This window comes from Ralstonia sp. VS2407, assembly GCF_052950655.1.
On the sequence record NZ_JBRFVG010000001.1, the window covers coordinates 549,384 to 563,330 of the forward strand.

Below are 13,947 nucleotides of genomic sequence, written 5' to 3' on the forward strand. Positions count from 1 at the left end.
GTAGCAGGGTCATGCAACTAGACGGTCGGTCTACTACAATGCGACGCATCATGAGCAAACACCCCGAACCCGTCACCGCTGAAGGCGCCGAAGCCCGGCACGACACCCGCGACCGCATTCTGGACGCCGGTGCCGAGCTGATCCTCGGGCGCGGTTTCTCGGCTGTCGGCTTGGCGGAAATCCTCGGCCGCGCGCAGGTACCCAAAGGCTCGTTTTATTACTACTTCGGGTCGAAGGAAGACTTTGGCGTCGCCATGCTGGAGCGCTATTTCCAGGACTACGACGCGGGCGTTGTCAGCCTGTTCAACGACACGCGCATCACCGCCCGCGAGCGGCTGCTGCGCTATTTCACGGCCTGGATCGATCTGCACGAGCGCAGCGCATGCGAGGTCACATGCCTGGCGGTCAAGCTGTCGGGGGAGGTATCGGATTTGTCGGAGCCGATGCGCAAAGTGTTGTCGACGGGAATGACGCGCATGGTCGAGCGCATCGCCACGGCAATCGAGGCGGGCGTCACCGACGGTTCGTTAGCGCCTGTGGAGGATGCGCGCCAGTTGGCCGAAGGGCTGTACGCCATGTGGATGGGCGGCGCGCTGTTGGCCAAGGCGCACCGCAATGTCGCCGCGTTCAAGAGCTGTGTGACGCAAACGGAAATTCTGCTGGCCAAGCCGAAACACTGATTGCAAAAGCCATTGCCGGCGAGGCACGTTCCTCGCTTTTTCTTTGACTCCGGTTCTAGATGACCGGTCGAATAGTCTCTCTTTCAGGAGCTGATATGACTCAACAATTGCTGTCCCCGATTCAGACCGGCCGTACGACCCTCGCCAATCGTGTCGTGATGGCGCCGCTCACGCGCTCGCGCGCCGGTCAGCCTGGGGACGTGCCGACCGAGCTGAACGTGACTTACTACGCCCAGCGTGCAACCGCCGGCCTGATCGTCACGGAAGCAACGCAAATTTCCCGCCAGGGCCAGGGCTACGCCTGGACGCCGGGTATGTACACCGACGAACAGGAAGCCGGTTGGAAGGCGGTCGTGGATGCCGTGCACGCCAAGGGTGGCCGCATCTCGCAACAGCTCTGGCACGTGGGCCGCATTTCCAACACGTTGCTGCAGGAAAACGGCCAGGCGCCTGTCGCGCCGTCGGCCATCGTCGCCAAGGGCGCGCAGAGCTTTGTCGTGCAGCCCGACGGCACGCCCGCCAATGTGCCGACCAGCGAGCCGCGCGCGCTCGCCACGGAAGAAATCCCTGGCGTGATCGCGCAATATCGTCAGGCTGTGCTGCGTGCACGCCGCGCTGGTTTCGACTTCGTCGAAATCCACGCCGCCAACGGTTACCTGCTGCACCAATTCCTGTCGACCAACAGCAATCAGCGCACCGACCAATACGGCGGCTCCCTGGAAAACCGCGCCCGACTGATTCTCGAAGTGGTCGATACCGCCATCGCCGAGATTGGCGCAGACCGCGTCGGCATCCGCCTCTCGCCGCACTTCGTCGCGCATGACATTGCCGACGCACAAGCCGAAGAAAGCGCGTTGTACTTGGCCCGCGAGCTGACCAAGCGTGGCATCGCCTATCTGCACATCGCCGAGCCGGATTGGGCTGGCGGCCCCGAGCTGACCGACGATTTCCGCCGGCAACTGCGCGACGCCTTCAAAGGCACGCTTATCGTGTGCGGCCAATACACGGCGGAAGAGGGCGAGCAGATGATTGCCTCCGGTCTGGCGGATGCCGTTGCGTTCGGTCGTCCGTTTATTGCCAACCCCGATCTGGTGGCGCGCTTCCGTGTCGGCGCCTCGCTTAACAAGCCCGATCGCGCAACCTTCTACGGCGGCCAGGAAAAGGGCTACACCGACTACCCGACGTTGGAAGAAGCGGCCTGATAATCGGTCGCGTCAAAAAGAAAGCCGCGCAGGCGATCAACCTGCGCGGCTTTTTTGTCTCCGGCGCCTCCGTTTTTAAGGCTGGATCACCACCTTGCCCGTCACCTTGCGCGCCGCCATGTCGAGCAGCGCCTGTGTCGTCTGCTCCAACGGATAGCGCGCCGAGATGTGCGGACGAATCTTGCCTTCCTGCATCCAGCCGAGCATCTGCATCATGTTCGCCAGATTCGCCTTCGGCTCGCGACGTGCAAACTCGCCCCAGAACACGCCCACCAGCGACGCGCCTTTGAGCAGCGCCAAGTTCAACGGCATCTTCGGGATCTCGCCGTTGGCAAAGCCAACCACGAGGTAGCGGCCACGCCAGGCGATCGAACGGAACGCCGGTTCTGCATAGATTCCGCCGACCGGGTCATAGATCACGTCCGGGCCCTTGCCGTCGGTCAATTCCTTGATGCGCTCGCGCAGGTCTTCGGTCGAATAGTTGATGAGCGCATCGGCGCCGTGGTCTTTGCAGACGGCGAGCTTCTCGTCGCTCGACGCCGCCGCGATGACGCGTGCGCCAATTGCCTTGCCGATCTCAATGGCCGCCAGCCCGACGCCGCCCGCCGCGCCGAGCACCAGCATCGTTTCGCCAGCCTTCAGTTGCCCGCGATCGACCACCGCGTGGTGCGACGTGCCGTATGTAAGCGTGAATGCGGCTGCGGTGTCGAATGCCATGCCAGGCGGCATTGGCATCACCACCTTGGCCGACGCCTTCACCTGTGAAGCAAAGGCGCCTTGGCCAAGGAAGGCGATCACGTGGTCGCCGGCCTTGAGGTGCGACACGCCTTCGCCCACCGCATTGACCACGCCTGCGACTTCCGAGCCGGGCGTAAACGGCAGCTCCGGCTTGAACTGGTATTTGTTCTGGATGATCAGCACGTCAGGGAAATTCACCCCCGCAGCCTTCACGTCGATAACCACTTCACCGGCACCCGGCGAGAGGTCCGGCAGCGTTTCGATCACCAGCGATTCGGGCGGGCCCCAGGTTTTGCAGACGACGGCTTTCATCATGTGTCTCCTCAACAGTCTTGCGTTGGATTGTTCGCCATCTCGCATGCATTGCACGCGATCTCGTCCGGCAGTGTAACCGAATAAAAGCACGGTCGTTCGATTTAGCCGGCGGCGATAAATCGTGCGGCTTGTCGATGCATTTTTTGTAAGCGTGTAGAACGTGTGCGCGAGCACGATTCGCGAACGTTGCTCGGTTACAATCCGCGCCATGCATATTCTCATTGCCAACGACGACGGATACCTCGCGCCCGGGCTCGCCGCGCTGCATCGTGCGCTGAGCCCGCTGGGCCGCGTGACGGTGGTCGCACCGGAGCAGAACCACAGCGGCGCGTCGAACTCGCTCACGCTGCAACGGCCGCTTTCGGTGTTCGAAGCAACCGAGGGTGCCCAGAAGGGCTTTCGCTTCGTCAACGGTACGCCAACGGACTGCGTGCACATCGCGCTCACCGGCATGATCGAAGAGAAGCCCGATCTGGTCGTCTCGGGCATCAACCAGGGCCAGAACATGGGTGAAGACGTGCTGTATTCCGGCACCGTCGCCGCTGCCATCGAAGGTTATCTGTTCGGTATTCCGTCGATTGCGTTCTCGCAGGCCGACAAAGGCTGGACGCACCTTGACGCTGCCGAGCGCGTCGCCCGTGAGGTTGTCGAGCGCTATCTGTCCGATCCGCCGGATGGCCCGGTCCTGCTCAACGTCAATATCCCGAATCTGCCGTACAGCGAGCTTGGCGGCTGGCGCGCAACGCGTCTAGGCAAGCGGCACCAATCGCAGCCGGTGATCCGCCAAGCCAATCCGCGCGGCGAGCCGATCTTCTGGGTCGGTGCCGCCGGCGATGCGAAAGACGCCAGCGAAGGCACCGATTTCCATGCCGTCGCGCATGGCTTCGTCTCGCTGACACCGCTGCAGCTCGATCTGACCGATACGGCCCAACTGCGCACTGTGCGCCGCTGGCAGACGCCATGATCGCCTTGGTGGCACATGTCTGAACGCCCGCGCGACCGGCGCTTTCCGCTGACGCTCGATGCTGTGGTCGAGCGCAAGCCCGTGGAACGTCAGCGTGAAACGCGCATCTCGTCGGGGGTGAGCGCAGTGTCGCGCCCCACGCCGGTGCGCATGGCATCCGTCGAGCGCGCGTCGCCCGCATCCGCTCCGGCGCCTGCGCCACAGCGTGTGGCGGGTGTCGATGCGGCAGTCGGTGCCGTCGCCGCGAGCGCCGTTCAGGCACGCACGGCTGCAGCGCACGCCGCGGCCGGTGGCATGGCATCGGATCGTGCGCGTCAGGCGCTGGTTGGCCGTGTGCAGGCGGGAGGCGTGAGTGATAAGCGCGTGCTGGCTGCAATCGGCACGGTGCCGCGTCATCTATTTGTCGATGCCGGCCTTGCCTCGCAGGCGTACGAAGATTCCGCATTGCCGATCGGCCATCAGCAAACGATCTCGAAGCCGTCAGTGGTCGGACGGATGATCGAGCTGTTGTTGAGTGGGCGGCCCGGCCGCACAGGCATGCCGCTGGCTCGCGTGCTGGAAATTGGTACCGGCTGCGGCTACCAGGCAGCCGTTCTCGCACAGCTTGCCGACGAGGTGTACTCGATCGAGCGCGTTCGCCCGCTGCATGAAAAAGCCAAAGCGAACTTGCGGCCACTCCGCGTGCCAAACATCCGTCTGCACTATGGCGACGGCATGCTGGGGCTGCCGAAGGCCGCGCCGTTCGACGCCATCATCCTGGCTGCGGCGGGGCTGGAGGTGCCGCAGGCGCTGCTCGACCAGTTGGCAATCGGCGGCAGGCTGATCGCCCCCGTGGCCACCGACCGCAACAGCGGCCCCGCGCAGCAGCTCGTTCTCATCGAGCGCCGCAGTCGCTTCCAGTTTCACAGTACCGCGCTTGAAGGCGTTTTCTTTGTCCCGTTAAAATCAGGAACTGTTTAGCATGTTCATTTCCCGGAGCTCCATGAACCGTCCAAGCCCCGTACGCGCAGGCCGGCTCGCCGTGGCGATGGTATCGGCCGCACTATTGGCGGCTTGCGCATCCTCCGGCAACCAAGCGCCTGTCCTCGATCGTACATCGCGCGCAGGCAACACAGGCACCGTGTCGCAAGAGCCGCCGCCCCCCGGCTACTATCGGGTCAAGCGTGGCGATACCTTGTACAGCATCGCCTTGCGTAACGGCCAAGCGCCGCGTGACCTGGTGGCCTGGAACAACATCGCCAACCCCAACCAGATCGAAGTCGATCAGCTGTTGCGCGTCGTTCCGCCGAACGCGGAAGTCAGCAGCACCGGGGCCGTGGTCACGCCGGTTCGCCCCGCCAACACGAGCACGCAGCCGGTCGATTCCGCACCGGTCACGCCGCCGCCCGCAGCGTCGTCCAGCGCTCCTGCCGGGGCAACCGACGGCGCAATTTCGCTGGCGTGGCCTGCCCGCGGCTCGCTCATCAACCGTTTCGATGACAAGAGCAACAAGGGCATCGACATTGGTGGCAAACGTGGTGACGCGGTGGTCGCTGCCGACGACGGAAAAGTGATCCACGTTGGACCCTTGCGTGGGTACGGGAATCTTGTCATCATCAAACACAACGACACGTTCCTGACCGCCTACGGCAACAACGATAAGGTTCTGGTCACCGAGCAATCCACGGTTAAGAAAGGGCAGAAGATCGCCGAAATGGGCAGTACCGATGCGGATCGCGTGAAGCTTCATTTTGAAGTGCGCCGCAACGGTAAGCCGGTCGATCCGATGCGCTACTTGCCGCCTCAATAGAGGAATGCATGCCGCGCCAGAAAGCCGCCACGCCCGTCACCCCCGCCGATGACAACATCGACGCTGCTGTAGAGGGCCAGCGCACCCCGAATGGGCGCGCGGGGCGGCGTGCGCGCGGCGAGGCGCAGCCGCCCGCTCAAGAGATCGAAGTCGTCGACGCGCTCGTCGACGACCTGCCCGTTTCCGATTCCGCCGAACTCAACGACACGTCGGACAGTGCCGACGAGCCCGATGAAGAAGAGGAAGAAGGTGAAGAGGCCGAGGAAGCTGCACCAGAGGAAGATTTCCGCAAGGTGCTACAGGCCGAACTGGCCGCCGACACCGTTCAGCACTATCTCAATCGCATCAGTATCAAGCCGCTTCTGACGCCGGCCGAAGAGCTGCATTTCTCGACGTTGGCCAAGGCTGGCGAGTTTGCAGCGCGCCAAGTCATGATCGAGCGCAATCTCCGCTTGGTCGTAAGCATTGCCAAGGGCTATCTGAACCGCGGTGTGCCGCTCCTTGATTTGATCGAAGAGGGCAACCTGGGTCTGATGCACGCGATCGAAAAGTTCGATCCGGAACGCGGATTCCGCTTCTCCACCTATGCAACGTGGTGGATTCGCCAGAGCATCGAGCGCGCGATCATGAATCAGGCGCGCACGGTTCGTTTGCCGGTGCATGTGATTCGCGAGCTCAACCAGGTGCTGCGCGCCAAGCGCCATCTGGAAAAGAGTGGCGTGGATGGCCGAGACGCAAGTCTTGAAGACATCGCCCACCTGCTCGGCAAGACCACGGAGGAAGTGCAGGACGTGCTCTCGCTCAATGAGCACACGACTTCGCTGGATACGCCGTTCGATCTCGATCCGGGTACGAGCCTGCTCGATTTCCTGTCGGACGAGCATGGTGCCTCGCCCGATCAAGAGGTGGCACATCGCGAGCTGTCGCTGTTGATGAAGTCGTGGCTCGCACGCTTGTCTGACAAGCATCGCTATGTCGTTGAGCGCCGCTTCGGCCTTAACTACATCGAGCCGGCCACGCTGGAAGAACTTGCCGCCGAGATGGGTTTGACGCGTGAACGCGTGCGTCAGATTCAGCAGGAAGCGCTGGTCAAGCTCAAACGCCATTTCGCCTCGCAAGGCGTGCGCAAGGACGCGGTGCTGTAAGGCACTGCTGTCCCTTTGTCCCTCGTCTCTTTTTCTAGTCGTTCCGAAGCTCCAGCAGCATCGGTTGATGATCCGATGCCTGGGTGGTGCTGTTGACTTCCAGGCGCAGCACGCGCGGCTTCAGTGGTTCGCTGACCAGCATGAAATCGCACGCGTAGGCCGGTTCGGTCCAGCCAGCGCGGTCGTGCACGCCGAAAGTCGGTGGCTGCGGCGTCGCGCCGTGCGCAATCTCCCACGCATCATGCAAAGCGGGTTCGCGAGTGAATGGCACGGTGGCCAAGCGCTTGGGCGTCGAGTCGGGCTTGCAGTTGAAATCGCCGCAGACGATGGTTGCCGAGGTCTGTGCAAGCGGGCGGAAAGGGCCAGCTTCGGGCTCTGTGCCAAGCACGGATGGTTGAGTCGTGCGCGCGCAACCTTCTGCGTGGATGGCCCGCAGAGCATCGATTTGTGCGACACGCTGATGTTCCGAGTAGTACTCCAGATGTGTGGTGACAACACGCAAGGCACCGAACGGCGCCTGCACGATTGCCTCAATGGCCATGCGCGGCATGCACGGTGTGGCATCGGGCGGACAGGACAATGCGTGGCGCCGGATGTAATGCACGGGCAGGCGCGTGACAATGGCGTTGCCGAAGCGCTGCGCATGCGCGCCGTTGTGGCGCTCCAGCGCGAATCCACTGATGACGGTGTATTCGCTGCCAAGCGCCTCGGCCAGCTCGCTCCATTGGTCGATGCCCGGTCGGCCCGGGAGGTCGCTGAAGCCGGAGGTGACTTCCTGCAGGCATAACACGTCAAATTCGGCCATCGCACGTGCTTGCGCGAGTTGGCGCTCGAGGCTGACGTGTCCGTCGGCGCCCCGGCCCCATTGGATGTTCCACGTCAGGATGACGGTGCCCATGCTGGTCCTCCGGTGTCTTACAATGCCGCCCTTGTCCTCATCTTCCCCAGGCTCGCTCGTGTCTCAAGCTGCACCCAACGTCACGCCTTCCTCTTCTGCTCCAGCAACGGTTGCGCCGGACGCACCGTCGGCCAAGCCCCGTGGCCGCCGTAAGCCCGAAATGCCTGTGGCAGGGCCGCTGGAAATCGTCTCGCTCGATGGCGAAGCGCGTGGCATCGGGCGTTTGATGAACGAGGATGGCACGCCGGGCAAGGTTGTTTTTGTGGAAGGCGCACTGCCGGGTGAGCGGGTGATGTATCGCAGTCACCGCGTCAAGCCTTCATACGAGCAGGCGAGCGTCGTGAACATTCTGCGCCAGTCCGCCTCGCGCGTGACGCCGCAATGCAAGTTCTTTGGTGTGTGCGGTGGTTGCTCGATGCAGCATCTGGATTCGCGCGCGCAGGTTGCGATCAAGCAGCGCGTACTGGAAGATGATCTGTGGCATTTGGCCAAGCTGCGTCCGGACGTGGTGTTCCGGCCCATTGCCGGCCCGGATTGGGGCTACCGCTATCGGGCGCGTTTGACCGTGCGCCATGTTGCGGCCAAAGGTGGCGTGCTGGTGGGCTTTCACGAGCGCAAAAGCAGTTATGTGGCGGACATGACGTCGTGCGAGGTGTTGCCGGCGCACGTGTCCGCGCTGCTGGTGCCGTTGCGCGAATTGGTGGGGCGCCTGTCGATTGTGCAGCGCATGCCGCAGATCGAGCTCGCGGTCGGCCAGGATGTGACCGCGCTGGTGTTGCGTAACCTGGAGCCGATCACCGCTGAGGATGAGGCCGAACTGCGCACTTTTGCCGATCATCACAACGTTCAGTTCTGGCTGCAGCCCAAGGGGCCGGATACGGTCTATCCGTTCCATCCGCTGGATCGTACGCTGACGTACACGCTGCCCGAGTTCGGCATCACCATGCCGTTCAAGCCGACTGATTTCACGCAGGTCAATCACCAGATCAACCGGGTGCTGATGTCGCGGGCGCTGAAGCTGCTCGATGCGCAACCGGGTGATCGGCTGCTCGACCTGTTCTGCGGTATCGGCAACTTCACGCTGCCAATGGCGACGCGTGCCCGCGAGGTTATGGGGATCGAGGGCAGTGAGGCGCTGACGACGCGTGCCTTGGCCAACGCCCAGTACAACGGCCTGGACGCGAAGACAACATTTGCTTGCCGCAATCTGTTCGAAGTGACGGCTGATGATATTGCCGCGCTGGGCAAGTTTGACCGTTGGCTGATCGATCCGCCGCGCGAAGGCGCGCTGGCTGTGTCCAAGGCGCTGGCCGAGTTGTTTCAGCGTGGCGGTGATGCGGCTGAATTGTTGCCGAAGCGCATCGTCTACGTGTCGTGCAATCCGGCGACGCTGGCGCGCGACGCGGGTCTGCTTGTGCATGAAGCCGGCTACAGGCTGGCCGGTGCGGGCGTAGTCAACATGTTCCCGCACACATCGCACGTCGAGTCGATGGCGGTATTCGAGCGCGACTAAGCACTCGTCACGTAATCTTGCCGACAACAAAAAAACCGGCGCACTAGGCGCCGGTTTTTTTGTTGCTACGCGCCAGTGCTCGCGCGTGGGGAGGGCGAATTTCGGTCAGTTGCGATTTCCGCCGAAGATGCCGAGGATCGCCAGCAGGTTCGTGAAGATGTTGTAGACGTCCAGGTAGATCGCCAGGGTGGCGGTCACGTAGTTGGTCTCGCCGCCGTTCACGATGCGCTGCACGTCGAACAGGATGTAGGCAGAGAAGATCGCGATGGCCAGCACCGAGATCGTGAGCATCATTGCCGGCAGTTGCAGCCAGATATTGGCTACCGAGCCTACGATCAGCACCAGCACGCCCATGAACAGCCATTTGCCCAGGCCAGAGAAATCACGCTTGCTGACCGTGGCGACCGTCGCCATCACACCGAAGATGATCGCTGTGCCACCGAACGCTGTCATGATGAGCGACGCGCCGTTCGAGAAGCCCAGGATCATGCCGATCAGCCGCGACAGCATCAGCCCCATGAAGAACGTGAAGCCGAGCAGCAGCGCCACCCCCAGGCCGCTGTTCTTGAAGCGCTCAATGGCGTAGAAGAAGCCAAAGGCCACTGCCATGAAGATGACGAACCCCATCAGCGGGTTGCGTCCCATCAGGTTGAAGCCAGTGGCGACACCGATCCACGCACCGAGGATGGTGGGGATCATGGAAAGCGCGAGCAGCCAATAGGTATTGCGCAGCACGCGGTTGCGGACGGCCAACGCGCCGGCGGTGCCGGAAGCGCCAAAACCGTACGTGTTGAGTTGGTTGTCCATGCGAACTCCTTGGGGTGAATGACATTGCAGACAATGCGACGACACAGCGAATGTGGCATCCGAAACCGGCTTTTGCAAGCCGCATCGTCCTTACTTGGAGAGCCAGCATGCCACGCGGTTCCGGTCGCTGGCAGGCAATCACGGCGGAAAACGCGCTTCGCAGGTGACTTTCCGTGCGCCCGATAAGGGGATCCTAAGGCGCGTTCATCGAACTGGCGGTTGTGCTTAGTACGAAGTGATCGCTGAATCTCGTGGCTCTGCCAGCATTCGCGGGGCGGGGTTGCACCGCTTGACATTCAATCTGGCTCCCTCCCGTGTTAGAATCTAACGTTTATCTTTCACGTAACACCTTCATTTTTTGGAGTTTTTGATGGCGCTCGAACGCACTTTGTCGATTATCAAACCGGATGCCGTGGCCAAGAATGTCATCGGCCAGATCTACGCCCGCTTCGAAGGCGCAGGCCTGAAGGTCGTCGCGGCCAAGATGATCCACCTGTCGCGCGCAGAAGCCGAGCAGTTCTACGCCGTGCACAAGGAGCGCCCGTTCTTCAAGGATCTGGTTGACTTCATGATCTCGGGCCCGGTGATGGTGCAGGCGCTGGAAGGCGAAAACGCAATCGCCAAGAACCGTGACCTGATGGGCGCAACCGATCCGAAGAAGGCTGAGAAGGGCACGATCCGCGCCGACTTCGCCGACAGCATCGACGCCAACGCCGTGCACGGTTCGGACGCTGCTGAAACGGCTGCCGTGGAAGTCGCTTTCTTCTTCCCGGGCCTGAACATTTACAGCCGCTAAGCGTCAACACTAGACTGGAATTGGTGGTTTCGGGTTGCAAGTCATGAGCGATGTGGTGAATCTCCTCGATTTCGACGCACAGGGCCTTATCGCGTACTGCGAGAGCCTGGGCGAGAAGTCGTTTCGCGCCAAGCAGGTGCAGCGCTGGATTCACCAGTCGGGCGCATCCGATTTTGGCGAGATGACCGATCTCGCCAAGTCGCTGCGCGAAAAGCTCGCGACCCGCGCCAACATCCAGGCGCCGGCGGTCATTACCGATCACCTTTCGTCGGACGGCACGCGCAAGTGGCTCGTCGACGTAGGGCAGGGCAATGCCGTCGAGACGGTCTACATCCCCGAAGAGACGCGTGGCACGTTGTGCGTATCGTCTCAGGCGGGGTGTGCCGTCAACTGCCGGTTCTGTTCGACCGGCAAGCAGGGCTTCTCGCGCAATCTCAGCACGGGCGAGATTATCGGTCAGCTGTGGATGGCCGAATTCGCCATGCGCAAGCAGCTCGGCCGCGGCCCCAAGGACGATCGCGTTATCACCAACGTGGTGATGATGGGCATGGGCGAGCCGCTGCTGAACTACGACGCCGTGGTGCCGGCGCTGGCCCTGATGCTGGATGACAATGCGTATGGCCTTTCGCGGCGCCGCGTAACGGTGTCCACTTCTGGCGTTGTGCCGATGATGGACCGCCTTGCGCGCGATGTGCCTGTGGCGCTTGCAGTGTCTCTGCATGCGTCCAACGATGCGTTGCGCGACGTGCTCGTGCCGCTCAACAAGAAGTACCCGCTGGCCGAACTGATGGCAGCTTGCCGCCGCTATCTTGAGTTTGCGCCGCGCGATTTCATCACCTTTGAATACTGCATGCTTGATGGCGTCAACGACACCGTCGAGCATGCCCGTGAACTGCTGCGCGTCGTGGCCGACGTGCCGTGCAAGTTCAATCTGATCCCATTCAACCCGTTCCCGGAATCGGGGTTGAAGCGCTCGAACAATGAGCAGATCCGCCGCTTCTCACAGGTGCTGCTGGATGCCGGCATTGTCACGACCATCCGCAAGACGCGGGGTGACGACATCGATGCGGCCTGCGGTCAGCTCGCCGGCGAGGTCAAAGATCGCACACGCCTGGCCGAGCGCGGCAAGTTCGGCAAGATCGTCGAGATCCCCGTGGTCGGGGCCGACTCAACTCACCGCATGGGTACCGCATGAAGCGTTGGTCGACTGCTGTCAGTCTGGTCTTCACGCTGGCAGCTGCCGGGTGCGCATTGTCGCCGCCGGTCCAGACACAGACACGAGAAGTCACGACCGTCCCGGATCAAAAGGCTGACGCCGGCCGTCGCGCCGCGATCCGGTTGCAGCTCGCGACGCAATACTTGGAAGCTGGTCAGAATGCGACAGCGCTTGAGGAAATCAAGAACGCCATCGCGATTGATCCGAGTGTCCCAAATGCGTATCACATCCGCGCGCTGGCCTATATGAATCTCGGTCAACGCGAACAGGCTGACGAGAGTTTCCGCAGCGCGCTGGCAGCGACTCCGCAAGATGGTGACCTGCTGAACAACTATGGCTGGTTCCTGTGCTCGCAAGGCGGCAAGCCGGATCAAGGCATGGCGATGTTGCGCCAGGCCATCGAGACGCCTGCTGCTGCCAGCCCGGCCAAACCGTGGACGAACCTGGGCGTTTGCCAGATGCGTCAGGGCGATCTTGATAGCGCGGAGAAGAGCCTGACGCGCGCCACCTACATCGACGCGAACAATCTGCTGACTAACCTCACGTTGGCGCAGCTTTATTACAAACGCCGCGAATATGCGCGTGCCATGCCGTTTATCGAACGTGTGAATGGCCGTGGCAATGCGACGGCAGAAAGCCTGTGGCTGGGCGCACGCATCGCGCGTCGCCTGGGTGACACTTCGCAGCAGAACGCATGGAGCGCGCAATTGCAGCGTCGCTTCCCCAATGCGCCCGAAGAGGCGGCATTCGAACGAGGAGCCTGGGATGACTGACCGCGACGTGGCAAGCGCTGCCGACCTCTCTCACGGCACAGCGCCTGCCTCGAATCCGCCTGCCGCCGCGTCGCCTGAGCGCGACGATGCGTTGCGTCAGATTGCCGAACGTCTGCGTGCCGGCCGCGAGCGTCAGCGTCTGACGGTCGACGATCTGGCCACGCGCTTGAAAGTGGCGCCGGGCAAGTTGTTGGCGGTGGAGTCGGCGGATGTCAGTGCGTTGCCCGACATGACGTTTACCAAGGGCCTCATCCGCGCCTATGCGCGCGCTCTGCAGGTCGATGTCGATGATCAGCTTGCGCGTTTGAACGCGCGTGCGCAGGTCACCAACATCGGATTGCGCCCTGAAGGCGGGCTCGGTGAATCGTTCTCCGACAAGCCGAGCTTTGCCAAGCGTCGGGGTGGCAGTGGTCGCTGGCTGATTGGTGTGCTCGTTGCGGTGATCGTGGCCGCCGGTGCGCTCGCGGGTATGGACCGTCTCAAGCAGTGGTTTGCCACGCAAACGGCGGCTACGCAGAGCACCGACTCAACCGCGAAGGAAGCACCGACTGCGGAGCAAGCCGCGCCCGCGCAAGTGGCTCCGGCGGCTGAGCAGGCACCGGCAGAAGCGCCAGCCGCTTCGATGCCGACGCCATTGACGCCCGTTGCACCGGCCGCTCCGGCCTCCGGTGTGGTGACTGCGCCGCTGGCGCCGCCGCCTACGCTGCCGCGTTCGGACAACGGTGGCGCGCCGGCTCCCGCTGTAGCGGGTGCGAGTGCCAAGCCGGCTGTCATCAACGTCGACGCTCCGGTCGTTGCGCTGCCGGCAGAAGCCGCCAAGCCGGCTGAATCGGGCAGCGGCACGGTCTCGGTACGCTTTTCGGGTCCGTCCTGGTACGAGATCAAAGATAAGACCGGCAAGACGCTCGCCAGCGGTATTTCCAAGGAAGGCGACGCACGCGATCTCACCGGCACGCCGCCGTTCAAGGTCGTCTTCGGCAATGCGGAAGCTGTTGAATCGCTGGCCGTGGGCGGTGCCACCGTCGATCTTCAGAAGTACGCCCGCAATCGCGTGGCACGGGCTACGTTGCCCTGAACCGTTTTGTAAATGGCGCGGTGCCTGTAGGCGGCG

General features: G+C 62.6%; 14 protein-coding genes. 11 read left to right on the forward strand and 3 right to left on the reverse strand.

Annotated elements, in window-relative coordinates; all coding sequences use genetic code 11:
* Positions 1-50: 50 nt before the first annotated feature.
* Both ACU8YE_RS02615 and ACU8YE_RS02620 read left to right on the forward strand, forming a co-directional pair.
* Entirely contained in the window at positions 51-680 is a 630-nt protein-coding gene (locus tag ACU8YE_RS02615) for a TetR/AcrR family transcriptional regulator (protein WP_260802656.1), read from the forward strand.
* Positions 681-775: 95 nt separating this feature from the next.
* Positions 776-1,882: an alkene reductase gene (locus ACU8YE_RS02620; RefSeq protein ID WP_232042501.1), complete on the forward strand. Its 1,107-nt coding sequence runs from the start codon at positions 776-778 to the stop codon at positions 1,880-1,882.
* Positions 1,883-1,957: 75 nt separating this feature from the next.
* On the opposite strand, the gene ACU8YE_RS02625 is transcribed toward ACU8YE_RS02620, so the two are convergent.
* Positions 1,958-2,932 carry an NADPH:quinone oxidoreductase family protein gene (locus ACU8YE_RS02625; protein WP_009238416.1) on the reverse strand — a complete coding sequence of 325 codons (975 nt, stop codon included), beginning with the start codon at positions 2,930-2,932 and terminating at the stop codon, positions 1,958-1,960.
* 211 nt (positions 2,933-3,143) lie between these two features.
* Here ACU8YE_RS02625 and surE point away from each other — a divergent pair, with 211 nt between their 5' ends.
* The 4 genes from surE to rpoS are packed head-to-tail and all read left to right on the forward strand — an operon-like array spanning position 3,144 to position 6,833.
* On the forward strand, positions 3,144-3,899 hold the full coding sequence (gene surE / locus ACU8YE_RS02630; protein WP_414560523.1) for a 5'/3'-nucleotidase SurE: 756 nt from the start codon (positions 3,144-3,146) through the stop codon (positions 3,897-3,899).
* A gap of 15 nt (positions 3,900-3,914) precedes the next feature.
* Positions 3,915-4,859, forward strand: a complete 945-nt coding sequence (locus ACU8YE_RS02635) for a protein-L-isoaspartate(D-aspartate) O-methyltransferase (RefSeq protein WP_446928040.1) — start codon at positions 3,915-3,917, stop codon at positions 4,857-4,859.
* A gap of 1 nt (position 4,860) precedes the next feature.
* Positions 4,861-5,688, forward strand: coding sequence for a peptidoglycan DD-metalloendopeptidase family protein (locus tag ACU8YE_RS02640; protein WP_316877780.1), 828 nt, complete (start codon positions 4,861-4,863; stop codon positions 5,686-5,688).
* A gap of 8 nt (positions 5,689-5,696) precedes the next feature.
* Complete coding sequence (rpoS, locus tag ACU8YE_RS02645) at positions 5,697-6,833, forward strand: RNA polymerase sigma factor RpoS (protein ID WP_316868814.1); 1,137 nt, start codon at positions 5,697-5,699, stop codon at positions 6,831-6,833.
* Positions 6,834-6,867: 34 nt separating this feature from the next.
* Here rpoS and ACU8YE_RS02650 read toward each other — a convergent pair whose 3' ends face one another.
* Entirely contained in the window at positions 6,868-7,731 is an 864-nt protein-coding gene (locus ACU8YE_RS02650; RefSeq protein ID WP_322016528.1) for an endonuclease/exonuclease/phosphatase family protein, read from the reverse strand.
* Between the two features lie 160 nt (positions 7,732-7,891).
* Here ACU8YE_RS02650 and rlmD point away from each other — a divergent pair, with 160 nt between their 5' ends.
* Positions 7,892-9,244, forward strand: coding sequence for a 23S rRNA (uracil(1939)-C(5))-methyltransferase RlmD (gene rlmD / locus ACU8YE_RS02655; protein WP_232042994.1), 1,353 nt, complete (start codon positions 7,892-7,894; stop codon positions 9,242-9,244).
* A gap of 105 nt (positions 9,245-9,349) precedes the next feature.
* On the opposite strand, the gene ACU8YE_RS02660 is transcribed toward rlmD, so the two are convergent.
* Positions 9,350-10,051: a Bax inhibitor-1/YccA family protein gene (locus ACU8YE_RS02660; protein WP_024975969.1), complete on the reverse strand. Its 702-nt coding sequence runs from the start codon at positions 10,049-10,051 to the stop codon at positions 9,350-9,352.
* A 370-nt stretch (positions 10,052-10,421) separates the two neighbouring features.
* Here ACU8YE_RS02660 and ndk point away from each other — a divergent pair, with 370 nt between their 5' ends.
* Genes ndk through ACU8YE_RS02680 form a run of 4 tightly spaced genes read left to right on the forward strand, consistent with a single transcriptional unit; the run spans position 10,422 to position 13,911 of the window.
* On the forward strand, positions 10,422-10,847 hold the full coding sequence (gene ndk, locus ACU8YE_RS02665) for a nucleoside-diphosphate kinase (protein WP_045204261.1): 426 nt from the start codon (positions 10,422-10,424) through the stop codon (positions 10,845-10,847).
* Between the two features lie 43 nt (positions 10,848-10,890).
* Positions 10,891-12,042, forward strand: a complete 1,152-nt coding sequence (rlmN, locus tag ACU8YE_RS02670; protein WP_322016529.1) for a 23S rRNA (adenine(2503)-C(2))-methyltransferase RlmN — start codon at positions 10,891-10,893, stop codon at positions 12,040-12,042.
* On the forward strand, positions 12,039-12,836 hold the full coding sequence (pilW, locus tag ACU8YE_RS02675; protein WP_232042507.1) for a type IV pilus biogenesis/stability protein PilW: 798 nt from the start codon (positions 12,039-12,041) through the stop codon (positions 12,834-12,836). The genes rlmN and pilW overlap by 4 nt, the downstream gene beginning before the upstream one ends.
* Complete coding sequence (locus ACU8YE_RS02680) at positions 12,829-13,911, forward strand: RodZ domain-containing protein (protein ID WP_446928041.1); 1,083 nt, start codon at positions 12,829-12,831, stop codon at positions 13,909-13,911. The genes pilW and ACU8YE_RS02680 overlap by 8 nt, the downstream gene beginning before the upstream one ends.
* The last annotated feature ends 36 nt before the right edge of the window (positions 13,912-13,947 follow it).